Source organism: Desulfovibrio sp. SGI.230 (assembly GCF_050313065.1).
Taxonomy (GTDB): Bacteria; Desulfobacterota; Desulfovibrionia; order Desulfovibrionales; family Desulfovibrionaceae; genus Desulfovibrio.
The window spans coordinates 1-24488 of sequence record NZ_JBNPKS010000018.1; the positions used below are offsets into that span (position 1 = coordinate 1).

16 protein-coding genes are annotated in these 24488 nt (G+C 65.5%); 2 read left to right on the plus strand and 14 right to left on the minus strand.

Translation table 11 applies throughout. From position 1 onward, the window contains the following. The 11 genes from fmt to ACQRAG_RS11105 all read right to left on the minus strand — a co-directional run. Positions 1-983 (minus strand): methionyl-tRNA formyltransferase (gene fmt, locus ACQRAG_RS11055; protein WP_427805327.1); only part of this gene is annotated, 983 nt, incomplete at its 3' end. Continuing rightward, positions 962-1474 (minus strand): peptide deformylase, encoded by a 513-nt coding sequence (def, locus tag ACQRAG_RS11060; RefSeq protein WP_168936021.1) that lies wholly within the window; start codon positions 1472-1474, stop codon positions 962-964. The genes def and fmt, both read right to left, overlap by 22 nt. Positions 1475-1486: 12 nt before the next feature. Continuing rightward, positions 1487-3343, minus strand: coding sequence for an aspartate--tRNA ligase (gene aspS / locus ACQRAG_RS11065; protein WP_168936020.1), 1857 nt, complete (start codon positions 3341-3343; stop codon positions 1487-1489). Beyond that, a complete protein-coding gene (gene hisS / locus ACQRAG_RS11070) occupies positions 3343-4614 on the minus strand; it encodes a histidine--tRNA ligase (RefSeq protein WP_168936019.1) in 1272 nt (423 codons plus the stop codon). Before hisS ends, aspS begins: the two co-directional genes overlap by 1 nt. 15 nt (positions 4615-4629) lie before the next feature. Next, entirely contained in the window at positions 4630-6039 is a 1410-nt protein-coding gene (gene purF / locus ACQRAG_RS11075) for an amidophosphoribosyltransferase (RefSeq protein WP_168936018.1), read from the minus strand. Between the two features lie 332 nt (positions 6040-6371). Then, the gene (gyrA, locus tag ACQRAG_RS11080; RefSeq protein WP_204674512.1) at positions 6372-8927 is read right to left on the minus strand and encodes a DNA gyrase subunit A; all 2556 of its coding nucleotides are present in this window, start codon (positions 8925-8927) and stop codon (positions 6372-6374) included. 105 nt (positions 8928-9032) lie between these two features. Beyond that, the gene (locus tag ACQRAG_RS11085; protein WP_168936016.1) at positions 9033-9344 is read right to left on the minus strand and encodes a hypothetical protein; all 312 of its coding nucleotides are present in this window, start codon (positions 9342-9344) and stop codon (positions 9033-9035) included. A gap of 18 nt (positions 9345-9362) precedes the next feature. Then, positions 9363-11762, minus strand: coding sequence for a DNA topoisomerase (ATP-hydrolyzing) subunit B (gene gyrB / locus ACQRAG_RS11090; protein ID WP_297137786.1), 2400 nt, complete (start codon positions 11760-11762; stop codon positions 9363-9365). Further along, positions 11762-12916: a DNA polymerase III subunit beta gene (gene dnaN, locus ACQRAG_RS11095; RefSeq protein WP_168936014.1), complete on the minus strand. Its 1155-nt coding sequence runs from the start codon at positions 12914-12916 to the stop codon at positions 11762-11764. The genes gyrB and dnaN overlap by 1 nt, the downstream gene beginning before the upstream one ends. A gap of 102 nt (positions 12917-13018) precedes the next feature. After that, entirely contained in the window at positions 13019-14383 is a 1365-nt protein-coding gene (locus ACQRAG_RS11100; RefSeq protein ID WP_427804163.1) for a helix-turn-helix domain-containing protein, read from the minus strand. A gap of 287 nt (positions 14384-14670) precedes the next feature. Continuing rightward, positions 14671-15906 (minus strand): MFS transporter, encoded by a 1236-nt coding sequence (locus ACQRAG_RS11105; RefSeq protein ID WP_427804162.1) that lies wholly within the window; start codon positions 15904-15906, stop codon positions 14671-14673. Between the two features lie 281 nt (positions 15907-16187). Between ACQRAG_RS11105 and ACQRAG_RS11110 the strand changes: the two genes are divergently transcribed. Next, entirely contained in the window at positions 16188-17636 is a 1449-nt protein-coding gene (locus ACQRAG_RS11110; protein ID WP_304037787.1) for a M23 family metallopeptidase, read from the plus strand. Positions 17637-17920: 284 nt separating this feature from the next. On the opposite strand, the gene ACQRAG_RS11115 is transcribed toward ACQRAG_RS11110, so the two are convergent. The 3 genes from ACQRAG_RS11115 to larB form a co-directional block, all read right to left on the minus strand. Then, positions 17921-20461 (minus strand): hypothetical protein, encoded by a 2541-nt coding sequence (locus tag ACQRAG_RS11115; protein WP_427804161.1) that lies wholly within the window; start codon positions 20459-20461, stop codon positions 17921-17923. Positions 20462-20744: 283 nt separating this feature from the next. Further along, on the minus strand, positions 20745-21134 hold the full coding sequence (locus ACQRAG_RS11120; RefSeq protein ID WP_204625762.1) for a type III secretion system chaperone: 390 nt from the start codon (positions 21132-21134) through the stop codon (positions 20745-20747). 336 nt (positions 21135-21470) lie between these two features. Then, on the minus strand, positions 21471-22247 hold the full coding sequence (gene larB, locus ACQRAG_RS11125; protein ID WP_427804160.1) for a nickel pincer cofactor biosynthesis protein LarB: 777 nt from the start codon (positions 22245-22247) through the stop codon (positions 21471-21473). Between the two features lie 153 nt (positions 22248-22400). On the opposite strand from larB, the gene ACQRAG_RS11130 reads away from it, so the two are divergent. After that, the gene (locus ACQRAG_RS11130) at positions 22401-24353 is read left to right on the plus strand and encodes a SurA N-terminal domain-containing protein (protein ID WP_329968568.1); all 1953 of its coding nucleotides are present in this window, start codon (positions 22401-22403) and stop codon (positions 24351-24353) included. Positions 24354-24488 lie beyond the last annotated feature (135 nt).

The following is a 24488-nucleotide window of genomic DNA, read 5'->3' on the forward strand; positions in this document are numbered from 1 at the left end:
CCAAAAGGCACAGCCATGCCGCACACGCCATGCTGGGCCGGGCGCAGATGGCCGTTGACGAAGGCCGCGGCCTCCATGTCCTTGCGGCCCTGGGGGCGCACCACCAGCAGGCGGTACCAGCGATCGGCACAGGCCACGCACAGGCCTTTCTTGTCCGTACGCAGGCTGCCGGGCTGCACACCGTCGCAGGGCTCGTCCACGCGACCGGGCTGGAGCAGCAGGGGCAACAGCTCGTCCTGCCCGTCGAAACGGGCCTGGAGACGCGCACCGGGCCAGGGCGTCACGCCGCGGATGCGGGCGTGGACCTCGGCGGCCGGACGGGCCCAGTCGATATAGCCGTCTTCCTTGGCCAGCTTGGCGGCGTAGGTGACGCGGCTCTCGTCCTGTTCCCGAGGCTGGGCGCTGCCGTCGCGGAGCTGGTCCAGCACCGTGAGCAGCAGCTCGCCCCCGGCTTCGGCCAGGGCGTCATGCAGGCTGCCCGCCGTATGCTCGCCGATGGGCACCTCGCACTGGGCGTAGACCGGCCCGGCGTCGAGGGCGGGCACGATGCGCATGATGGACACGCCCGTCACGTCACCGGGCTGCCAGTTCTCCATGACGGCGCGCTGGATGGGCGCGGCACCGCGGTAACGCGGCAGCAGGGAGGTGTGCACGTTGAGGGTGTCCACCGTGGGGATGTCCAGCACGGCCTGCGGCAGGATGAGGCCGTAGGCGGCCACCACCAGCAGGTCGGGCTTGAGGGCGGCCAGCTCGTCCACCGCGCCTTCCTGACGGAAGTTCAGGGGCTGGTGCACGGGCAGGCCCAGCTCCTGGGCCAGCTTTTTCACCGGCGAGGGCGTCAGCTTGTGGCCCCGGCCGGCAGGCCGGTCAGGCTGGGTGTAGACGGCCACCACGTCGCCGCCGGGCCACCGGACCAGCCGCCGCAGCACGGCGGCGGCCAGGTCCGGAGTACCCATGAAGACTATCCTTTGCGCTTGAGCCATTTCTTCACCCGGGTGTCGTACAGGGAACGGCGCAGACGGCCGATGCGGTCGATGAAGAGGGTGCCGTCCAGATGGTCGGCCTCATGCTGGATGACGATGGCCGGGAATCCTTCCAGATCCTCTTCCACGATCTTGCCGTCCAGATCCATGTAACGCAGGTGCACGCGCTCGGCGCGCTGCACGTCGGCCCGGTAGTTGAGGGGCACGGAGAGGCAGCCTTCCTGCCGGCTGAGCACGGTGTCCTCGCTCAGGGTCAGTTCGGGGTTGATGACGACCCGGGGCTGCTTCTCCTCGTCCTGCGCGGCGGGGTCCATGACCAGCATGCGGATATTACGGCCCACCTGCGGGGCGGCCAGCCCCACGCCGGGGGCCTCGTACATGGTCTCCAGCATGTCGGCGGCCAGCTGGCGGATCTCGTCGGTGATCTCCGTCACGGGCACGCATTTTTCCTTCAGGCTGGCAGCGGGATAGGTCACAATATCCAGAATCATGGCATCCTCCCGCTAGGCCTGGGCGTTCTCGGCGGGTTTGGCGGCTTCCTTGTCGGTCTCGCGCAGGCGCAGACCCAGTTCACGCAGCTGACGCGCGGACACCGTGGAGGGCGCCTCGGTCATCAGGCAGGTGGCCTTCTGGGTCTTGGGGAAGGCGATGACGTCGCGGATGCTGGACGCACCGGAAAGCAGCATGACCAGACGGTCCAGGCCAAAGGCCAGACCACCGTGCGGCGGCGCGCCGTGCTCCAGGGCCTGGATGAGGAAGCCGAACTGGGCCTCGGCCTGCTCGGGCGTGAAGCCCAGGGCCTGGAACATGTGGCGCTGCACTTCGGCGGAGTGGATGCGGATGGAACCGCCGCCCACTTCGTTGCCGTTGAGCACCATGTCGTAGGCACGGGCCAGGGCGCGGGCCGGGTCGCTGTTCATGATCTCCAGATGACCGGGCGCGGGCGAGGTGAAGGGATGGTGGCAGGCCACGTAGCGCTTTTCTTCCTCGCTGTATTCGAACAGCGGGAATTCCGTCACCCACAGGAAGTTGAAGGTGTTCTCGGGGATCAGGCCCAGCTGGTTGCCCAGGTGCACGCGCAGGTTGCCCAGGGCGGCGTTGACCATGGCGGGCTCGCCGGCCTGGAAGAAGACGATGTCGCCCACCTGGAGGTCCAGGGCCTCACGGATGCCGGCGCGTTCTTCTTCGGACAGGAACTTGGCGATGGGCGACTGCCACTCGTTTTCCTTGATCTTGATCCAGGCCAGGCCCATGGCGCCGTAGATCTTGACGAACTCGGTGTAGGCGTCGATCTCCTTGCGGGTCATGGATTCGCCGCCGGGCACCTTCATGGCCTTGACCAGCTTGGCCTGGGCAAAGAGCTTGAAGCCGGAACCGCGCACGATGTCGGTGATGTCCACCAGCTCCAGACCGAAGCGGGTATCGGGCTTGTCCACACCGTAGCGGCGCATGGCTTCTTCATACTTCATGCGCGGGAAGGGACGGGGGATGTCCATGCCCATGACGTCGTGGAACACGCGGGCCATGAGGTTTTCGGCCATGGTCATGACCTTTTCCTCGTCCACGAAGCTCATCTCGATATCCACCTGGGTGAATTCGGGCTGGCGGTCGGCACGCAGGTCTTCGTCACGGAAGCAGCGCACGATCTGGAAGTAACGGTCGAAACCGCCCACCATGAGCAGCTGCTTGAACAGCTGGGGCGACTGCGGCAGGGCGTAGAACTGGCCGGGGTTGAGACGGCTGGGCACCAGGAAGTCGCGGGCGCCTTCGGGCGTGGACTTGGTGAGCACCGGGGTCTCCACTTCCAGGAAGCCGTCGTCGTCCAGCTGGCGGCGGATGGCCTGGGCCACCTTGTGGCGCAGGCGCAGGTTGGCCTGCATGCGCGGACGGCGCAGGTCCAGATAACGCCAGGCCAGGCGCAGGTTCTCACCGGCGTCGCAGCGTTCTTCGATGGCGAAGGGCGGGGTCTTGGAGGTGTTGAGCAGCTTCCACTCATGCACCACCACTTCGATGGCGCCGGTGACCAGGTTGGGGTTGGTCATGCCCTCGGGACGGGGACGCACCACGCCCTTGATGGCCAGCACGTATTCGGAACGCAGGATGTGCGCGTTCTCGTGCGCGGCGGGAGCGATATCGGGGCTGAAAACGACCTGGGTCAGGCCTTCACGGTCACGCAGGTCCACGAAGATGAGGCCGCCGTGGTCGCGGCGGTATTGCACCCAGCCCATGAGGCAGACCGTCTGTCCATCGTTGTCCAGGGTCAGCTGGCCGCAAGTGTGGCTGCGGGTCCAGTCGCCGAGGTCTTCGATGAACTTCTGGTGCTCCTGCTGCACGTCCAGGCTTTGCGTCTGTTCAGTCATTATTTTTTCCCATTGTCAGAATTGGCAGCAAGGAAGTCCGCCGCGGCATCCAGGGACAGGGTCTGCTGCTCACCGCTGTCCATGTCTTTGACGACCACGGCGCCGGCGGCCGCTTCATCGGGGCCCATGATGCAGCAGAAACGGGCATTGGACTTGCCCGCCTGACGCATCAGGCCCTTGAAACCGGCATCGCTGAAATTCATCTCGCCCTTGAGGCCCAGGCCGCGCAGGCGCTGCACCAGGCCGAAGCTCAGGTCGCGGCTCTGCGCGTCCATGGCCACGGCATAGAAATCCGGGCGGGGGGCTTCTTCGTCCCCGAGCATGAGGGCCAGGCGTTCCATGCCGCAGGCAAAGCCCACGCCGGGCACGTCGGGGCCGCCCACGCTCTTGACCAGGCCGTCATAACGGCCGCCACCGGCCACGGCGGCCTGCGCACCGATGCTTCCGCTTACCACCTCGAAGGTGGTGCGGCAATAGTAGTCCAGACCGCGCACCAGACGGTGGTCGATCTCGTACTTGACCCCGGCGGCGTCCAGCAGACGCAGCACGGTGTCGAAGTGTTCCTTGCACTCGGGGCAGTTGTAGTCCAGCAGGCGGGGCGCTTCGTCGGTGACGCAGCGGCATTTTTCCTGCTTGCAGTCCAGCACGCGCAGGGGGTTGGTCTCCATACGGCGGGTGCAGTCCTCGCACAGCTGGTCACAGCAGTCCTGGCGGTGCAGATAGTCCACCAGGGCCTGCTTGAACAGCGGGCGGCAGTGGGCGCAGCCCAGGGAGTTGAGCTTGAGCGTCAGATCCTTGAGGCCCAGTGCGGTGAGGAAGCGCGTGAGCATGATGATCAGGTCCGCGTCGGCATAGGGGCTGTGGGAGCCCAGGCATTCGCAGTTGATCTGGTGGAACTGGCGCATGCGGCCCTTCTGGGGACGCTCGTAGCGGAACATGGGACCGGTGGTGAACAGACGGCTCACGGACTCGCGGCTGTAGCGGGCATCTTCCACATAGGCGCGCATGACGCCGGCCGTGGCTTCGGGGCGCATGGTCATCATGCGGCCCTTGCGGTCCGGGAAGGTGAACATCTCTTTCTGCACCACGTCGGTCTCTTCGCCGATGGAGCGCTTGAACAGGTCGGTGTATTCCAGCACGGGGGTGCGCAGCTCCACGAAGCCGTAACGGCTGAAGATCTCGCGCGCGGTATTCTCCATGCGGGTGAACAGCGAGCTCTGCGGCGGATACATGTCCGCGAAGCCCTTGATACGATTAGCGATAACAGCCATGTGAAAAACCTCGGACTAACGGCTGCCGCAGCAGCCGCCGCATTCCAGACGGAGTTTGCCCGACTCGCGGCAGGGCACGGGATAATTGCCGTCGAAGCAGGCCAGGCAGTAGCTGTCGGACTGCATGACGGAGCGCAGCAGGCCGTCGATGCTCAGGTAATGCAGAGAATCCACGTCCAGCATCTTGGTGATCTCGGGCAGGCTGTACTTGGCGGCGATGAGCTCGCCGCGCGAGGCGAAGTCGATGCCGTAGAAGCAGGGGAACTTCACCGGCGGGCAGCTGATGCGGATGTGCACTTCCTTGGCGCCCAGCTCGCGCAGCTTCTTGACGCGGGTGATCATGGTGGTGCCGCGCACGATGGAGTCGTCCACGATGCAGATCTTCTTGCCTTCGATCATGGAGCGCACGGGGTTGATCTTCACGCGCACGCCGAAGTTGCGCATGCTCTGCGTGGGCTGGATGAAGGTACGACCCACGTAGTGGTTACGGATCATGGCGTGCTCATAGGGCAGCTCGGCGCACTGGGCGAAGCCCACGGCCGAATAGACGCCGGAATCGGGGAAGGGCATGATGAAGTCCACGTCGGGGGTGGACTCGTGGGCCAGCTGCCAGCCCATCTGCTTGCGGCACTGGTAGACCTGCTCGCCGAAGACGAAGGAGTCGGGGCGGGCAAAGTAGACCAGTTCGAAGATGCACTGGCGGGGACGTTCCGGCAGGGGGCCGCGCAGCTGTTCGCTGTGTTCGCCCTTGCCGTCCATGATCAGCATCTCGCCGGGCTGGATGGGACGCTCGTAGTCGGCTTCCAGCAGGTCGAAGGCACAGGTCTCGGAGGCCAGCACCGGCGCGCCGTCCAGACGGCCCAGGGCCAGGGGATGGAAACCGTGGGGGTCGCGCACGGCCACCATGGTGCCGCCGGCGTAGACCAGCAGGCAGTAGGCGCCGCGCACGCGGGCACAGGCTTCGCGGATGGCGTCCACCAGGTCATGCTCGCGCAGGGCGCGCACGATGAGGTGCATGAAAACTTCGGTATCGTTGGTGGTGCTGAAGATGGCGCCGTCGTTCTCCAGCTCCTCGCGCAGCTCCATGGTGTTCACCAGGTTGCCGTTGTGGGCGATGGCGATGTCCAGCCCCTTGTAGTGGGCCACGAAGGGCTGGGCGTTGCGCGCCGCGGAACGGCCCGTGGTGGAGTAACGCACATGGCCCAGAGAGATGGTGCCCGGCAGGGCCTGCAGGTTGGCTTCGGCGAAGACATCGGGCACCAGGCCCATGCCTTTGTGCTCGTGCAGCAGGCCTTTCTCGTCGATGGTGACGATGCCCGCGCTTTCCTGTCCGCGATGCTGCTGGGCGTACAGACCGAAATAGGTCAGTCGCGCCGCTTCCTCATGACCGTAGATACCCAAAAGACCACACTCGTGGCGAATCATAGCGTTTCCTCACTGCCAGCGCAAAATGCGTTGTTGTCTCCTCCGCCCTGCGGCGGGACCGTCTTCCCTCTCACCGCTCCGGGGCCCGCCTTGCAGGCAAGGCGGCCGACCAGCGCACGGCGGTACAAAGGGCGTGTCATATAACGGCGGGCCGCGCAATGCAAGTCCGCGCCCGCGCCGTTCCTCCCCTGACTCCTGCTCTGCCCCGGACAGGGAAAGAAGGGATGCACGGCCGGGTCTCCCCGGTCCCGTGCCTGCCCGGGTCCGGCCCGGCAGCTGCCGGGGACCGGAACCAAAGGGCGCGGCGTCCCCAGGGGCGCCGCGCCGCGTATCTATTCGTTGCCGTCATCGGCTCCCGCTTCCGCCGGAGCGCTCTCCAGAGGTGCCGCCGCGCTTTCGGGCGCGTCGTCATCGTCCTCCAGGTCGTCCATGCGGCTGCCGGTCTGGCCGCCTTCGTCCACGCGGTCGAAGCCCACCACATGCGCGCCTTCGTCCAGGCGCACCAGCATGACGCCCATGGTGGCCCGGCCCTTGCTGCGCACGTCTTCCACGCCGATGCGCACCACCTTGTTGGCCGAGGTCAGCATGATGAGGCCGTCGTTGTCACGCACGGGCATGGCGCCCACCACGGGACCGGTCTTGGACGTGACCTTGAAGTTGATGATGCCCTTGCCGCCGCGCGACTGCAGACGGTAGAGGTCCACGCGGGTACGCTTGCCGAAGCCGTTGGCGGAAATGGACATGATCTCCGTGGTCTGGTCGTTCTCCTTGAGGATGACGCCGGCCACCACCACGTCCTGACGGCGCAGGGCGATGCCCTTGACGCCCGTGGCCACGCGGCCCATGGGACGCACGTCCTTGCAGGCGAAGCGGATGGAGTAGCCGTCGGCCGTGGCCAGCACGATGTGGCTGTCCTCACGGATGGGCCGCACCACCACCAACTCGTCGTCCTCGCGCAGGCCCACGGCCATGAGGCCGCTCTTGCGGCAGCGCGCGTAGAGCGAGGCCGAGGAGCGCTTGACCATGCCGCGCTTGGTCACGAAGAGGAAGTACTTGTCCTCGGCGAACTCGCGCACGGCCAGCACCGTGGTGACCCACTCCCCTTCTTCCAGGGGCAGCAGGTTGTTGATGTGCACGCCCTTGGCCGTGCGGCTGCCCTCGGGCACCTGATGCACCTTGAGCTGGTGCATGCGGCCCTTGTTGGTGAACAGGCACAGGTACTGGTGGTTGGTGGTGGTCAAAAACTCCTGCACATAGTCGTCATCGGAGGTATGCAGGGCCGCGATGCCCTTGCCGCCGCGCTTCTGCTGCTGGTAGTTCTCCAGGCTGGTGCGCTTCATGTAGCCGCGGCGCGACAGGGTGATGACCACTTCCTCGTCGGGGATGAGGTCCTCGATGTCGATGCCGCCCAGGGCGTCGGTGAGCACCTCGGTACGGCGCGGCGTGGCGAAGGTCTCGCGGATCTCGCGGATCTCGCGCTTGAGTTCGGAGCGCAGCACTTCGGGGTTCTCCAGCACGGACTTGAAGAACTCGATCTTTTCCAGCAGTTCGCGGTATTCGGCCATGAGCTCTTCACGCTGCAGGCCGGTCAGGCGCTGCAGGCGCATGTCCAGGATGGCGCGGGCCTGCACCTCGGTGAGCTCGAAGCGCTGCATGAGGCCGGCGCGGGCCTCGTCCGGGCTGGCGGAAGCGCGGATCAGGGCCACCACTTCGTCGATGTGGTCGATGGCGATGCGCAGGCCTTCCAGGATGTGGGCGCGGGCCTCGGCCTTCTGCAGGTCGTAGCGGGTGCGGCGGATGACCACCTCGCGACGGTGGTCCACAAAGCAGGACAGGGCCGTCTTGAGGTTGAGCAGCACGGGACGGTTGTCCACCACGGCCAGCATGTTGATGCCGAAACTGGTCTCCAGCGGCGTGTACTTGTACAGGCTGTTGATGACGATGTCCGGGATGGTGCCGCGCTTCAGGTCGATGACCACGCGGATGCCCTTGCGGTCGGATTCGTCGCGCAGGTCGGAGATGCCGTCGATCTTGTGGTCATTGACCAGACCGGCGATCTTCTCCACCAGCGAGGACTTGTTGAGGCCGAAGGGGATCTCGCGGATGACGATGGCCTGCAGGCCCTTCTTGCGTTCTTCCACTTCCAGACGGCCGCGCACTTTCACGGTGCCGCGACCGGTGTGGTAGGCATCGGACAGGCCCTTGCCCGCGTAGACGAAGCCGCGCGTGGGGAAGTCCGGGCCCTTGACCACTTCCATGAGGTCCGAGATGGTGCACTGGGGATCGTCCAGCAGCATCTGCAGGGCGTCGCACAGCTCGCCCAGGTTGTGGGGCGGGATGTTGGTGGCCATGCCCACGGCGATGCCCGACGAACCGTTGAGCAGCAGGTTGGGCACCTTGGTGGGCAGCACCGAGGGCTCCTGCAGGGTATTGTCGTAGTTGGGCCGGAAGTCCACGGTCTCCTTGTCGATGTCGGCCAGGAACTCGCTGGCCAGACGCGACATGCGCACTTCCGTGTAACGCATGGCGGCCGCGGCGTCGCCGTCGATGGAACCGAAGTTGCCCTGCCCGTCCACCAGCGGGTCGCGCATGGAGAAATCCTGGGCCAGACGCACCAGGGCATCGTACACGGCGCTGTCGCCGTGGGGGTGATACTTACCGATGACGTCACCGACGATGCGCGCCGATTTCTTGTGCGGACGGTTGTAACTGTTGGCCAGCTCGTACTGGGCGTACATGATGCGCCGGTGCACGGGCTTGAGGCCGTCGCGCGCGTCGGGGATGGCGCGCCCGATGATGACCGAAAGGGAATACTCCAGATAGGACTTGCGGAGTTCCTTCTCAATGCTGACTTGCGGCTGCTGTATGCCGCTGTTCTGTTCAGACACGTTTGCCTCGCAGGTAAAATATCAGGTCGGGAGCGGGTCCCGTGTTCTTTCTCAAAGGATGTCGTACCGGGGGAGCCGCCGGGCGGCCCCCGCCGGGAAACGTCCTCAGGCAGCCAGCCAGTACCTGCCCCAGAGCCAGACCAGCAGCAGCATGGTCCCCTCACCGAAGCAGACACGGATCACGGCGGGCAGGAGACGGCGCACGTCCCCCGCGCAGCGGGAGCTGGTGAAGATGAAGACGAAGATGTTGCTGAACAGCACCGCCATGGCTGCCGGATAGGCCAGGCTGTAGGCCTTGGGGTAGCCTTCCAGCGAGATGGTCAGCCACAGGCACATGGCCGCGCAGACCAGCCAGCCGCAGACGGCGATGACGGAGCAGCCGAAGCAGCTCTTCTTTTCCTTGCCAGTATCCTGCATGCGTCGTCCCTCCGGCAGCTAGATGTCCAGATCCTGCACGCTCAGGGCGTTGCGTTCGATGAACTCGCGGCGGGGCTCCACCCGGTCGCCCATGAGTTCCTCGAAGGCGTCCGAAGCCTCGTTGGCGTCCTCCACCGAGACCTGCAGCAGCACGCGGTTCTCGGGGTTCATGGTGGTCACCCAGAGCTGTTCGGGGTTCATTTCACCAAGACCCTTGTAGCGCTGGATGTTGATGCCCTTGCGGGCCTCGTCCAGGGTCATCTGCATCAGGTCGAACACGTCGCCGGCCTGGCTGCTGCTGTCCTTGCGGCGCAGGCTGAAGCTCAGCTCGCCGCACTGCTCGCGCAGGTCGTTGAACAGCTGCCAGGTCTGCCGGTACAGGCGGGAGGCAAAGAACTCCATGCCCCGGCGGGTGTGGTGGCTGCCCGTGTTCTCGAACACGGCGAACACGCGGCCTTCGTCCTCGTCCTCGCTGTGTTCCCGTTCCAGGCTCAGGGCGTATTCGTGCTTCTCCAGCCAGGCCAGGAAGTCGGCATCGCGGGCTTCCAGCAGCTCGCGGTCCACGGCGCGGGGATAGGTGGCCAGGGCCAGGAACAGGGGACGCGGCATGCCGGTGCTCTCGGCATCGGCCACGCGCAGCTCGATCTTCTCGATGGTCTCCATGAGGCGGATCAGGTCGCTGCCCGTGTATTCCCGCCCGTTGGCGGCCACCACGGTCACGTCCTCGCTCACGCGGTTGAGCAGGAACTCGTTGAGCTCGGCGTCGTCCTTGATGAATTTTTCCATGCGCGCGTTGTGCACACGGTACAGGGGCGGCTGCGCGATGTAGACGTAGCCCTTCTCCACCATCTCCTGATACTGCCGGAAGAAGAAGGTCAGCAGCAGGGTGCGGATGTGGGCGCCGTCCACGTCGGCGTCCGTCATGATGATGATCTTGTGGTAGCGCAGCTTGTCGAGGTCGGTGTCCTCTTCGCCGATGCCCGCGCCCATGGCCGTGATGAGGGCCTTCACTTCCTTGTTGGCCAGCATCTTGTCGAAGCGGGTGCGCTCGGTGTTCAGGATCTTGCCGCGCAGGGGCAGGATGGCCTGGTTGCGCGGGTTGCGGCCCTGCTTGGCGGAGCCGCCTGCGGAGTCACCTTCCACGATGAACAGTTCGGATTCCGCGGGGTCCTTGCTCTGGCAGTCGGCCAGCTTGCCGGGCAGGGAATTGTCCGAGAGCGCCCCCTTGCGGCGCACCAGTTCCTTGGCGCGGCGGGCGGCGTCGCGGGCGCGGGCGGCGTCCACGGCCTTGTCGATGATCAGGCGGATGTCCTTGGGGTTCTCCTCAAAGTAGACCGTGAGCCTGTCATAGACCATGCCGGCCACCATGCCGGCCACTTCGCTGTTGCCGAGCTTGGTCTTGGTCTGGCCTTCGAACTGGGGCTGGGGCAGCTTGACGCTGATGACGGCCGTAAGGCCCTCGCGCACGTCATCGCCCGACAGGGCCGTGCCCTTGAGCTTCTTGGTCAGGTCCGGCTGGTTCTTCACATAGCCGTTGATGGCGCGGGTGAGCGCCGTACGGAAGCCCACCAGATGCGTGCCGCCTTCCTTGGTATGGATGTTGTTGGCGAAGGTGAGGATGGTCTCCTTGTAGCCGGCGTTGTACTGGAGGGCAAAGTCGATGGCCACATTGTCCACCACGCCTTCGGCCATGATGATGGGATGGATGCCCTGCTGGCCGGAGTTGAGGTCGCTCACGAACTGGCGGATGCCGCCCTCGGCGTGGAAGACGTGGGTCTCGCTGGTGCGCTCGTCGATGCACTCGATGTACAGGCCCTTGTTGAGGTAGGCCAGCTCCTCGAAACGCTTCTTGAGGGTGTCGTAGGAGAATTCCAGCACCTCGAAGATCTGCTCGTCGGGCTGGAAGCGCACCGTGGTGCCGTGGCCGTCGGCCTCGCCGATGACCGTCAGCTGGTCCTGCGGCACGCCGCGGGAATAGTGCTGGCGGTAGCGCTTGCCGTCACGGCGCACCGTGACCGTCAGCCACTCGGATAGGGCGTTGACGCAGGACACGCCCACGCCGTGCAGGCCGCCGGAGACCTTGTAGCTGTTGTTGTCGAACTTGCCGCCGGCGTGCAGTTTGGTCATGACCACCTGCACCGCGGGCACGCCTTCCTTGGGATGGATGTCCACGGGGATGCCGCGGCCGTCGTCGCGCACGGTGACGCTGTTGTCGGCGTGCAGGATGACGGTGATGCGGGTGCAGAAGCCGGCCATGGCCTCGTCGATGGAGTTGTCCACCACTTCGTACACCAGATGGTGCAGGCCGCGCACGTCGGTGGAACCGATGTACATGGCCGGGCGCTTGCGCACCGCGGACAACCCTTCGAGAATGGTAATGGATGAGGCGTCGTAGCTGGAGGCCATGTCAGGAGCCATTAAACATCTTCCTCGCTATAATAGGTGGATTCGGAAATCTTCATGGGCATGATGATGACCGTGTACTCGTTGTCTTCGGAACCGCGGATGCCGCAGGGGCCCTCGGCGCCGGTCAGGATCATGTCCACGCTGGGCGAACTGAAGTGGCCCAGCACGTCCATGAGGTTGCGGGTGGGGAAGGCGATGCGGCTGATGTCGCCGCGGTAGGTCACTTCCAGGCTCTCGTTGGCCGAACCGGTGTCCTGCCCCTGGGCGGAGAGGCGCACTTCGTTGTCGCCCAGGTCGAGATAGGCGCAGCGGTCGCTGTCGGTGTTGAAGATCTGGATGCGGCCCAGGGCCTCGATGGCTTCCTTGCGGTTGACGGTGAGCAGGCTCACGCCGTCGCCTTCCAGACGGCTCATGAACACCGTGTAGTCGGGATAGTCATGACCGGCACGCGGCACGGACAGGCTCTCGGCGCCGTCCAGGGTACGCAGGTACAGGCGCTTGTCGGTGATGTTGAGCTCGATCTCGTCCACGCCCAGCCACTTCTTCATGTCCTGCAGATACTTCTTCTGGATGAGCACGCCCTCTTCGGGCAGACGGGCGGCCAGATCGTCATGGGTGAAGGAGACCAGGGCGAACTGGTGGCCGTTGAGGCCGCAAACGTCGATACGGCCGTTGCCGCAAGGCTTCATGTACAGGCAGGTGATGGCGTCGGTGGCGTCGTCGTCGCTGATGCAGAAGACCACACGATCCAGCACGTCCTGCAGGAAGTCGCCCGACCAGGTCACCGGAGACTCGGCCGGGAATTCGGAAAAGTTCTGGAACCACTCGGCCCCGCTCACAGGCAGCTTGTACGTGCGGCGGCCCTGTTCCAGCAGCAGGTTGCCGGTGCTCTCGTCCAGCGTGAGCTGGAGCACGCCCGCAGGCAGCTGGCGCACCAGATCCACGAAAGCGCGGCCCTGCACACCGATGAGGCCGGGCTGCTTCACTTCGGCGGGATAACGGCCGGTGAATTCGATATTGGCGTCCGTAGCCATGATGGACAGGCTGCCCTTCTCGGCCTTCAACCAGATGGAACGCAGGTAGGCGGCTCCTGCTTTGGCAGGGATGATGGCTGCCGCTTTCTGCAGGCCTTCGATGATCTGTTCTTTATTAACAGAAAGTTTCATAAAAGAATCCTTGTAATAATTGATGCCTGTGCTTTTGTGCGGAACATATGCAACAGGCTGTTTTTACTTGAAATTTTTACTATCCCTTTAAGCACTGCCCGTCTACGCCCCGAACACTTCGTCCGTGGGGGAGCTGTCCGGCTGTTCCTGATGTGCGCATTTCTCCAGTCTGGCGACAAGGTGTTGCACATCTTTGTTACTTTCCAGCATTTTTCCAATCTTTTTAACCGCATGGATGACGGTACTGTGGTCGCGTCCGCCAAAGGCCCGGCCCAGTTCGGGATAGGAGAGGCCCAGATGGCGACGGCAGACGTACATGGCGGCCTGCCGGGCCATGACCAGCCGCGCGTGGCGTCCCGTACCCGTGATGTCGGCGGGGGCGGCATCGCAGCAGCGTGCGGCCTCGGCCAGGATCTGCTCGTGGCCGGCATGGCAGGCCTGCACCGGTCCCGTACGGGCCAGACGTTCCAGATCGTCCAGGCTGGGATGCCGGGCGGCATCATCTTCCCAAGCGGACTTGACCCGGAGCAGCAGGGAACGCAGGCCGTGGAAATGGGCCGCGCGCCGCGCCATGAGGCGCAGATGTTCGCGGGGCAGGTCCAGGGCGTTCTCCCGGCAGCATTGCTGCAGGTAACGCATGCGGGCTTCCATGTCCGGCGGGGTCAGTTCGGCGGAGAACAGTTGCCGGACGCTGGCGGCGGGGCCGGGTTCCCACGCTCCGAGGGCATCGGGGCCGCCCTCCAGGGCGAGGACCACCGGGGCCTTTTCGGGGCGATGCGCCAGCAGGGCCGCCAGCAGGCGCTGGGAACGGGGCTGTCCGCCCAGGGTCTGGATATCGTCCAGGAACAGGGCCTCGGCCTGTTGCCAGAACAGGGGGGCCGTCAGTTCCTCCAGAGGACAGTGCTGAAAAAAACGGGCCGCCGGGGCCAGGATGACGCGCAGGCCCTGCCGGGCAAGGGACGCGGCCATGTGCTGCAGCAGATGGCTCTTGCCCGTGCCTTTTTCGCCGTGAAGCAGGAAGGGGCTGTGCCCGGGCTCCCGCAGGGCGACGGCCCTGGCCATGGCCAGGGGGAAGGCATTGCGGGCGCCGCCCGGCAGCGGCATCTCGTCCCTGCTGCCGTCGGCATGGAAAAAGAGGGCGTCCGGGATGCGGGCCGGGGCCACTTGCGGCGCCGGGCCCCGGGGCAGGCGCCGCCCGGGCAGGACATACTCCAGCCGGGGGGCGTCGGCGTCCGGCCAGGCGGCCTTCACGGCTGCCGAAAAATCCGTTTTGTGCGGCGCGAACCAGCGGGCGAAGTAGATATGGGGAAAGGTGATCCGCAACACATTGCCGGACGGGAGGTATTCCATGACCAGACCATCCAGCCAGGGCGCTCCCCCGCCATCCGGGCCACCGGGGATGCCGCCGAGCAGATGCCGGCGCAGGCGGTGGCGAAAATCCTGAAGGGAAACATGTGCATTTGTCATGAGCGGCCCCTTGCGATCCGGGACCTTCTTCCGGTCGTCGCAAAGATGTTTTTATAGCATAAAAACGTCCGCTAAACAAGTCCGCGTCTCGTTCTCAGGCGCGGCGGATAGGTCAGGAAGGCTTGCATTTGGACGGTGAGCCTTTTTGCCTTCTTCTGTGTGGGGGGATACGGCAGCGCAAAACAAAAGCCCCCAGCAGCCTGCCTGTACGGACTGCCGGGGGCCGGATCCTTAGCTGTGTCACTTATGACACTTTTGTGCGTATCTCTATTAACATATTGTTTTTATTATTTTTTATCAACGAACGTCTCCGGCAGGAGCCAGGCGGCCAGGGCACTGACGGCAGCCAGGAGCGCCAGCGGGGCAAAGGCCCATGTCCAGGGCTGGGAAAGGCCCGCCTGCTGGGCAAAGGAAAGCAGCGCTCCGGAGATCAGCTGGAGCAGGGCCCCGCCCACGAACACCGAAGATGCCAGGATGCCGCTCAGGCTGCCCACCATGCGGTTGCCGAAGCGTTCCCGGCCGGTGGCATAGCCCACGGGGCAGGGGCCGTTGGCCGCGATGCCCAGGCCCAGGGAGACCACGAACAGCAGGGGCACGCTCAGGCTGGCGCTGCCCAGGCTCAGGGCCGCGCCGGAGACGCAGGCCAGCAGGCTGGCCAGGACCATGGCCTTGCGGCGGGACTTGAGGCGCTTTTCGCTGATCCAGGTCAAAAGCGGCGTCCCGGCGATGAAGCCCACGGCGCCCATGGCCAGGATATTGCCGATGAGGCTGGGCGAAAGGCCGAAGGTCCCGCCCATGTAGACAGCGCCCCAGAGCCCGTGGAACACGAAATACTGCGACGGCAGGGTCAGGTACCAGACGACCATCTTCCAGAAGTCGGACTGCTTGGCCATGGCGGCCACGTCACGCAGCACGTCGGCCAGACGGATGCCGCTGCAGGTGGCCGCCAGATGGGGCGGCCAGTCCCGCACCACGGTATAGATGATGACGGTCAGGGAACAGGTCAGCACGGAAAGCGCAAGGAAGACTAGTCGCCAGCCCACCCAGTGGTTGGCCAGGGAAAGCGGGGTTGTGGCCAGCAGGCCGCCCATGCCGCCCGCGATGAAGAACAGGGTGCAGAGCCGGGAGAAGGTCTCGGGCGCGAACCAGTGGCTGAACAGGGTGAAGGAAGAGGACATGACCCCGGCCATGCCCAGACCGTTGAGCAGACGCCCGGCCACGGCCATGGGCAGACTGTGGGCCGTGGCGAAAAGGAAGCCGCCCAGGGCCGCCACCAAGAACTGGCAGCTCAGCAGGCGGCGCGGGCCGAAACGGGTGGAGAGGATGCCGGAAAAGACCTGGGTAAGGGCATAGGCATACAGGTAGACGGAACCCAGCAGGCCCATGTCACCGGAGGAGAGCCCGAGGTCCTGCATGACGTCGGGGGTGACCACGGTGATGGCCACGTTCTGGATGAAGACCACCAGATAGGCTGAGGAAAGGACGAAGAACAGCCATTTTTTGTAGGAAAGATGCAAAGACACGGAAAACCCCACGAAAGCGTCCTGTGACGCTACTGCGATGATGATTGTTTGTTGCGTGAGCAACATCTATACGGCAGGCGCAAGAAAATCAAGAGGGGATGTTTTTATTATTATCTTTATTTTCAGTATGTTATGATATTTGCGCACATGATGACACAAGGAACATACCTTAGGAAGGGCATGGTGCGCGCCGTGTTCCCCGTCCGGAGGGGACGGCGGGCATCTTGCTGGACAACTGACGGGCGCGCAGGCTATATGCCATACTGTTTGGAGTGTACCGCATGAAGAAAACAGGACTTGCAGTCTTTTTCGTCCTCGTGATCCTCCTTGGCCTGCTGGCCGGACAGCTGGGCATAGCCCACCTGCCCTGGAGCTCAGAGGATACAGATACGGCTCCCGGCCAGGCCGTGACGGAACAGGCCGCCGAGGCCCCGGCCCGCGACGGGGAGGCAACGGCCCCCGCGACCGGGACGGAAGACGCCGGGCAGGAAAAAGCCCCTGCCGCTCCCGAAGCTGCCACTGCCGCAGAGGCAGAGACGGAACAGGATGCCCAACCCGCGGTGCCCCTGCCCGAAGGGGCCGAGATCATCAACGGCGAGGCCGTGGTGCACGGCACGGTGGAAAAGGGCGATACCGTCAGCAAGATCATCGAGGGCAACACCTCTTCCGGGTCCCATCCTTATGTGAGCGCCGCCCGGCAGGTCTTTTCCATGCGGGCCTTCCGTACCGGCCAGCCCTACACCATCGTGGTGGACCCCGCTTCCGGCCAGCTCAAGCGATTCGAGTACGAGATCGACGCCAGCCGCCGTCTGGTGGTGGAAGGGGCGGAAGAGCCCGTGGCCCGCGTGGAGCCCATCGAATATGTGACCACCCTCGCCCAGGTGGAAGCCACCATCGACGACAATCTCTTCCAGGCCGTGGCCGACATCGGCGAAAGCCCGCAGCTGGCCCTGACCCTGGGCAGTCTGTTCGGCTCGGAGATCAACTTCATCCGCGACCTGCAACCCGGCGACAGTTTCAAGGTGCTGGTGGAAAAACGCTACCGTGACGGCGAATACAAGGGCTATGGCCGCGTGCTGGCCGCCCATTTCACCAACACGGGCACCACCTACGAGGCCTATCTGTTCCGCGACGGCAAGAACCGGCCGCAGCATTACAACGCCAAGGGCGAGAACCTGCGCAAGACCCTGTTGCAGGCGCCGCTGGCCTTCACCCGCGTGACGTCCCGCTTCTCGCACAACCGCAAGCATCCCATCCTCGGCTACAGCCGTCCGCATCTGGGCGTGGACTACGGCGCGCCCACCGGTACGCCGGTCAAAGCCGTGGGTGACGGCGTGGTCACCCGGCGCAGCTGGGCCGGAGGCTACGGCAACCAGGTCATCATCAAGCATTCGGCCGGGCTGGAATCCATGTATTCCCATCTGTCCGGCTATGCCCGCGGCCTGCGCAACGGTCAGCGCGTGCGTCAGGGCCAGGTCATCGGCTTCGTGGGCAGCACGGGCCTTTCTTCCGGGCCGCATCTGGATTTCCGCCTGCGGCAGAACGGCAAGTTCGTCAATCCGGCCAAGGCCATCAACCCGCGCGGCGAGAGCGTGCGCAAGGCCTCCATGGATCGCTTCCGCAAGACCGTGGAAAAGGAACGCGCCCTGCTGCTGGGCCAGACCTCGCTGCTGGAATATGATGTGGACAGCATCGTGCCCGTGGATGATGTGGAGCCTTCCGCCAAGTAGCGGTCATGATGTTTTTTGGGCAGTACGCCAATGGGAACGCCCCGTGCCATGCACGGGGCGTTCGTTTTTTGGGGGAAAGTCCCCCCTTTGACCAGTGCCCAAAGGGGGGGCCTCCCCCCAAGCCCTCCATCCCCCTCCAAATGCACTTTCTCCGAGGGGACCTGTCCCGCTCCTGAAAAGCAAAAGCCCCTGTGGAGGGGCTGTGTGCTGAAGCAGGGGGCCGTAGCCGCAACTGTTGCGGAAGCCCGGGGGAGGAAGTCTTCCCCCGGGACTGTTTCACGTGGTTACTGCCCGTCTCCGGGAAGGCTGAGATCATAGGGGATGCCGGAGAAATAGCGCGTCAGCAGCTGGTGGAGCTGCGGGTAGAAGGTGGTGCGGTTGTCCCCGGCGTCCAGCAGCTGGTCCAGGCGGTGCACGCCGGTGGAGACGCCCGGCCGGAGCTGGTCCGGCGGCGGCAGGGTGATCCAGCGGGTGCCCTGGAGCTTCCGGCTGCCGCCAAGGCCCTGCCTGTCCGTATTGATGAGCATGTGGATGCTGCCGTCGAAGCCCATGTAGACATCGTGCGGAGTGAAGGCACCGGACAGGCGGTTGGCGAGGAAGCGCAGCAGCCGGCTTTGCCCCCGGCTTTCCTGCACGGGGCGCAGGGCTGCCAGAAAGGCGTCGATGGCCGCCTTTGCCTCGCCGTGCTTGCCCTTGGTCCAGCGGCTGCCTTCCAGCAGGCCGTGCAGGGCCGTGGCGGCATCGTCGCGGCCGGATTCCAGGCAGACGGCCAGCTGTTCCGCCACGCCGGTCTCCTTGTGGATGGCGTTGTCGAGGAGCCTGCCGCAGGCTACGGCTGCGTCCCTGCCCTTTTCCAGCAGTATCAGGCCGTCCTGCAGGGCCGCGCGTGCCACCACGCCGCCTTCCTGATCCTGCAGGCCGCCAAGGATGCGTTCCACGCTCTGCCGGATCAGGTCGAGGCCCTCCCGGGCGCCGTCGGTATCCAGTCCGCGCGCTTCGGGCTGGGCGCTGTGTACGGTGGGGTTCTCCGTCTGCATCCGGGCCAGGGTCAGGTTGGCCATGAAACGGGCGACGGACGTGCGCAGTTCCGTGATGGCCTGCTGCCGGTGTTCCGGCTCGCGCGGGCCGTTGGTACGCAGGCGCAGGGCCAGACGGCTGATCTGGAGCCCCTGGGAGATGATGCTGTCCGCCTGCGGCAGCCGGGCGCGCTGCAACAGCGCTCCCGCGTGGCCCACCACCTGATGCAGGGCGCGCGCCTGCTCAAGGGCATCCAGGCGGCTCTCGGCCTGGTCGGTCCCGGCAAGCTGGAAGACGGGGCGGTCCATGGCCGGTTCGAGGTGGCGCAGCAGATCGGCCCGCCCTTCCTGGAAGCGTCGGCGCACGTCTTCCGGCATCTGGGCATCTCCTGTCCTCCGGTCGATGACGGACAGAGCGTCCCTGACGGCCCAGGCATCCGTGGCGGGAGAGCGCAGGGCCTCGATGAGCGTGTCGCAGGCCCGGCCCCATTCCTGGCGGTCCATGTCCGGGGGCAGGTCGCTTTCGGCCAGCTCGTGCAGCAGCAGGCAGGCCCGGCAGCGGCTGTCCCGCTGCGCCAGTTCGCCCAGACCTTCCGTCAGCTGGCCGTACAGGCGGGAGATGTCCCGTATCTGCCGGCGTGCCTGCCGGATGCCCTGCCGGAACGGGTCCGCATCGGGGCGAACCGTGTCCGCCGGGGCGCTGTCCCCGCTCGCGGGCCGGTCGCCGCGTTCGAGGGCGGCCAGCTCCTGCCGGACGAAGTCCGCGTCGATGCGGCGGAAGTCCTGCCCTTCCTGCCCCAGGCTCTCCGGCGTATCCAGATGGCGCAGGGCCAGCCCGCAGACATCGTCCAGGGCGCAGTGGATGGCCCGGCGCATCTTTTCGTCCACCTGATGCTGGACGTGGGCAAAACTGTCCGCATCAGCCGTCAGCCTGTCCTGCAGCACGGCGTCCACGGCTTCCAGGGCCGCTTGCAGAGTGCCCCGGGCCTCGCCCGTGAAACGGGCCAGGGTGGCCTGGCGTTCCTGCAAGGCCTGCCGGGCTTCTTCCCTGAAGGTGATGCGGCCCAGGAAGAAGTCCCGCAGGGCGGCGGGGCTGAAACGGGAACGATAGGGCTGCGGGGCCGTTTCGGGGGGCGTGTCATTGATCGGTGCGGCGGAAGCCGTTCCCAGGTCGGTGGCCCGAGCCTCCACCCAGGCGGCCATGTCGTCCGCGCCGGTGTGCAGGGCATCCCGGATCAGGGCCAGGTCGGCGGCCATGTCCGCCTGCCCGTCATCGAGGTCGGCGATGACGGCATCCAGCAGGCCGCTCGTCTGCAGCTGCCGCAACTCCACGGCCCGTTGCGGGGCTTCCTCGCGCAGGATGGCCATGTTGCGGCGCACACGGGTCTGGAGCAGTTCGGCATAGTCCGCGCCCCGGCTGGTCATGGGGCGCGCCGCCTGCCGCAGTCCGGCCAGCTCCCGCAGGGCCGATTCCAGATCCGCACGGCGCTGGGGATCGTCGGGCGCACCGGCAGCGGCATTGCGCAGATGGCCCAGTATCCTGCCCGTCTGGGCGCTGAAGTCTTCCAGCCCGCGACGGAACTTGCCCTGGGCACGCCAGCTTGCCGGGGTAAGGCTGTCCAGCAGCTTGGCGAACCAGCGCCCCACCGTTTTGGGCGGGCCCGGGATGCGGTCGGTCTGCCGTGTGCCCGGCTCCAGTACTTCCATGCTGTGCCTGCCAAGGCGGCCCATGCCGCCCAGGGCGTCATAGCCGAAATCCGTATCGAGACTGATGTAGCGTGTCTGCGTTGCCTGCACTGGTCCTGGCATGGCGTCCCCCTTCATTATGAATATGGTTGTGAGCGGCGGCGTGACGGCCTTCTCCGGCTATCGCGACCGGGCAGGCGGGCGTGGGATCTCCCGCGGCGGTGATGCCCTGTGGTCGCCTGTGCGGCACGGGGCCGGTGCGGGGCTCTGCATGGCCAAGGAGTTCCGCACAGTTCCTTGGCGGCGCTGTCACCGCTGAGATAGGTCTCCCGGACGCGGAGCTCCGGCCAAAATCGCCCCGGTATATGGTGCCGGAAGACGGCAGCAGGCAGCGGGGCCTTCCCGTCTAGCGGCCCTGCTGCATCACATCGGCCCAGTGGGCCAGGACATCCAGAAAATCTTCCAGCGCGGTGAAGAGCGTCCCTTCCTCGGCTTCGGCCGCCGCCACGCGGGCAAAGGCCATGATCTCCTCACCGTCCAGGCCGAAAAGCGTGTTGCCGCTCTCCCGGCCCAGGCAATGGGCCCGCATCATCCGGGCCATCAGTTCCCTGCCCTGCTCGCCGGCAGGGAGCGTCCCCAGGCGGGCATACAGATAGATGGCGTCCTCGTCGTCCGTGACCTCAAGGTCCACGATGAAGCGGCCGTCGAAGCGCAGGCGGCACAGACCGTCCCCGTTGAATGCCAGGGCGGCCCCGGTCTGGCGTGAAAGCGCGTCCAGCATCTGGTGCGGTGTCATAGTTGCTCCGGTCGTTGAAGATGTGAAGGATGCCTGCCCGGCCTGTCCGTGATGTCTGTACGGGCAGATGCATCAACAGTGCCAGCACTCCCGGCAGGGACAGTGCCCGTGTCATGGCTGTGTTTCGGGACGTCCTGCGCAGGAGAGAGGAAAAAGGGGTGGGAAAAATGCTGTCATGGCCGTCCGCTGGCGTGAACGCCGTTGGCGGCCCGGCCGGGACGGCCTTGCGGGCCGTCCCGGGATACGGGGGTGCCCTCCTTTCGGAGAGCGCGGGAATTTAAAAAATTATCGTTTAAAAACAGATAGTTGTGCTTGTTGTGCACATCTGTGCGCGCATCAGGCATGGCGCAGCAGTTTGGCTGCGAAGGCCGCGGCGCCGAAACCGTTGTCTATATTGAGGACGGCCAGGCCGGGCACGCAGGAGCAGAGCATGCTGTGGAGGGCGGCCATGCCGCCCGCGCCCACGCCGTAGCCCACGGACGTGGGGACGGCCAGCACCGGGCAGGGCACCAACCCGGCCAGCACGCCGGGCAGGGCGCCTTCCATGCCGGCCACGGCGATGATGAGGCGGGTGGCGCGCAGATCCCGGATGTGCGGGGCAAGGCGGTGCAGCCCGGCCACGCCCACATCGGTGAGGAAGCCGCAGTCGTGGCCCCAGAAGCGCAACGCTCCGTAGGCTTCGGCGCCCACGGGGATGTCGGCCGCTCCGGCCGTGACCACCATGATCTCGCCCCGTTCGGGCCACGGCGGGCCCAGCTCCGGCACTTCCCGGCCTTCACCGCCCAGACAGAAAAGACGGCATTGCGCCCAGTAGCGTCCTGCGGGGAATTCGCGTTGCAACAGGGCCCCCTGCGCTTCCGAAGCGCGGCTGACCAGCACGGGGGCGCCGCGAAGGCTGAGGCCGCGCACGGCCCCCACCAGGGCCCCGTCGGTCTTGCCCTGGGCGAAGACGACCTCGCCCAGGCCGGTACGCAGGGCGCGTTCATGATCCAGATGCAGGCCCTGCAGGCTGTCGGCCGCAGTGGCGTCTCCCAGATGCCGCAGGGCCTGTTCCGGCGGGATGTCCCCCCGGGCCACGGCCTGCAGCAGGCTTTCGATAGCTGTATGATCCATCCCCTGCATATAGGGCAAAGGACATCGCTTGTCAGCAGCGGATGGAGGGCCGGTTCCCGCGCTCTTCTTGAGTTTCTGCCGGAATGCCCCTATAGTTATCCGTTGCCCGAATCTTTGCGGGCAATAAATTCCGTGCCTTTTTTCGGAGTGCCCATGCTTGATTATATCCGTTCCAATGCCCAGTCCTTTGGCGTCAAGGTAGCCTTCGCCATCATCATCCTCGTCTTCATGTTCTGGGGCGTCGGCAGCCTGACCGACGGCGGTTCCAGCAATGTGGTGGCCAAGGTCAACGGTGAGGCCATCACGGCCCAGCAGTTCGAGCAGGCCTATCAGCGGGCCGCCGAATACGCCATGCGCAACGATCCCTCCCTGACCCGTGAGGCCCTGGTGCAGCAGAAGCTGGGCCGTCAGGTGCTCAACGAGCTCATCAGCGCCCAGCTGATCCGTCAGGAAGCCGCCCGCGTGGGGATGACCGTGAGCCCTGAAGAGATGCATTATGTGGTCTCCAAGCTGCCCGCGTTCCAGGACGCCCAGGGCAAGTTCGATCCCGAGGCCTACAAGCGCAACATCGAAGCCCAGCGCATGAGCGTGGCCGAATACGAACAGGGCCTGGCGGACAGCATCCTGCGTGACAAGGTGATGCGCACCGTGGCCGGCAGCGCCTGGGCCGCCGGTGACGAAGCCCGCAAGTACTATGATTTCCTCACCCAGCAGCGCACGGTGGAGTACCTGTACCTGCCCGCTGCCGACTTTGCCGCTTCGGTGAAGCCCACCGAGGAAGAGCTCAACGCCTGGTACGAGGCCCACAAGGCCGAGCTGGCCAGCCAGCCCCGCGTGGAAGTGGAATATGTGGCCGTGGCCCCCGAAGGCCTGGTGCGCCCCGAGAGCGTGAGCGCCGAGGCCGCCCTCAAGTGGTATGAAGCCAACAAGCAGCGCTTCCGCCAGCCCGAGCAGGTCAAGGTGGCCCACATCCTGGTGCCCCTGGCGGAGAACGCTCCCGAAGCGGCCGTGAAGCAGGCCATGGAAAAGGCCGCCCGCATCCGCAGCGAGGCGGAAAAGGGCGACTTTGCCGCCGTGGCCAATGCCAACAACGGCCCCAATGCCGCCGGCCCCGGCGGTGAGCTGGGCTGGATCCAGCGCGGCCAGACCGTGAAGCCTTTCGAAGATGCCGCCTGGGCCCTGCAGCCCGGCCAGATCTCCGAGCCCGTGCGCAGCCAGTTCGGCCTGCACATCATCAAGATGGAAGAGCGCAAGGACGCCAGCGTGCAGCCCTTTGCCGAAGTGGAAGCCGAAGTGCGCGCCACCCTGGCCAAGCAGGAAGGCGTGGAAAAGGTCAACGACGTGCTGGACAGCCTGATCGGTGACAACATCAACAACCGTCCCCTGCAGGAAAGCGCGGCCAGCGTCGGCAGCTACAAGGATGCCGACGGCAAGGAACAGCCCCTGCTCAAGGCCGAACGTACCGGTCTGGTGGGCCAGGCCGAACTGCAGAAGATCCTGGGCATCAGCGACGAGATGGCGGCCAGCCTGATGAAGGCCCCGGCCAACTCCCCTGTGGACACGGCCCTGGAAGCCGGTGACCGCTACCTGGTGGTGCGGGTGCTCACCTCCGAGCCGTCCACCACGCCCACTCTGGACCAGGCCCGCGACCGCGTCATGAAGGCCCTGGTGGCGGAAAAGTCCCTGCAGGCCGCCATGGAAAAGGCCACTGCCATCCGCAAGGCCATGACCGACGGCACGCTGCCCGCTGAAGACGCCGCCCGCGTGCAGAGCGCCGACCTGACCCGCGACGGCGCCTTGGCCGGCTTCGTGCCCAACCCGGCCATGAACCAGGTCATCTTCCGCGCCGCGCCGCAGACCTGGATCGACCAGGCCTTCAGCGTGTACGAGCAGGAAGACAGCAGCAAGTGCGGTGCCCTGCTCTGCCGCGTGACCGCCGTGGAGCAGCCCAAGTCCGACGGCTGGGCCGGCATGGAGAACCTGCTCACCGAGCTGGTGCAGCGCAAGCGTGTGGAAGGCATGTACCAGACCTTCATGCGCATGCTGGAACAGAAGGCCAAGATCGAAGTCTACAACAGCCGCGTGCTGGAAAGCGCCGGTATCTAGGAAAGATAAAGGCTGGGGGAGGAAACCCTCCTCCCCCAAAACCCGCTTATTAAAGGCTGCCCGCAAGGGCAGCCTCTTTTTTATTGTATGACATTGCCGGGCATGACCCGAAGTCACGGGACCATAACTACTCGC

Excerpts from the sequence above, each read along its gene's own strand:
- ACQRAG_RS11115 (WP_427804161.1), bottom strand. The coding sequence starts at position 20,461 with ATGCCAGGACCAGTGCAGGCAACGCAGACACGCTACATCAGTCTCGAT.
- ACQRAG_RS11120 (WP_204625762.1), bottom strand. The coding sequence starts at position 21,134 with ATGACACCGCACCAGATGCTGGACGCGCTTTCACGCCAGACCGGGGCC.
- ACQRAG_RS11100 (WP_427804163.1), bottom strand. The coding sequence starts at position 14,383 with ATGACAAATGCACATGTTTCCCTTCAGGATTTTCGCCACCGCCTGCGC.
- ACQRAG_RS11130 (WP_329968568.1), top strand. The coding sequence starts at position 22,401 with ATGCTTGATTATATCCGTTCCAATGCCCAGTCCTTTGGCGTCAAGGTA.
- dnaN (WP_168936014.1), bottom strand. The coding sequence starts at position 12,916 with ATGAAACTTTCTGTTAATAAAGAACAGATCATCGAAGGCCTGCAGAAA.
- def (WP_168936021.1), bottom strand. The coding sequence starts at position 1,474 with ATGATTCTGGATATTGTGACCTATCCCGCTGCCAGCCTGAAGGAAAAA.
- larB (WP_427804160.1), bottom strand. The coding sequence starts at position 22,247 with ATGGATCATACAGCTATCGAAAGCCTGCTGCAGGCCGTGGCCCGGGGG.
- ACQRAG_RS11110 (WP_304037787.1), top strand. The coding sequence starts at position 16,188 with ATGAAGAAAACAGGACTTGCAGTCTTTTTCGTCCTCGTGATCCTCCTT.
- purF (WP_168936018.1), bottom strand. The coding sequence starts at position 6,039 with ATGATTCGCCACGAGTGTGGTCTTTTGGGTATCTACGGTCATGAGGAA.
- gyrB (WP_297137786.1), bottom strand. The coding sequence starts at position 11,762 with ATGGCTCCTGACATGGCCTCCAGCTACGACGCCTCATCCATTACCATT.
- aspS (WP_168936020.1), bottom strand. The coding sequence starts at position 3,343 with ATGACTGAACAGACGCAAAGCCTGGACGTGCAGCAGGAGCACCAGAAG.
- ACQRAG_RS11085 (WP_168936016.1), bottom strand. The coding sequence starts at position 9,344 with ATGCAGGATACTGGCAAGGAAAAGAAGAGCTGCTTCGGCTGCTCCGTC.
- hisS (WP_168936019.1), bottom strand. The coding sequence starts at position 4,614 with ATGGCTGTTATCGCTAATCGTATCAAGGGCTTCGCGGACATGTATCCG.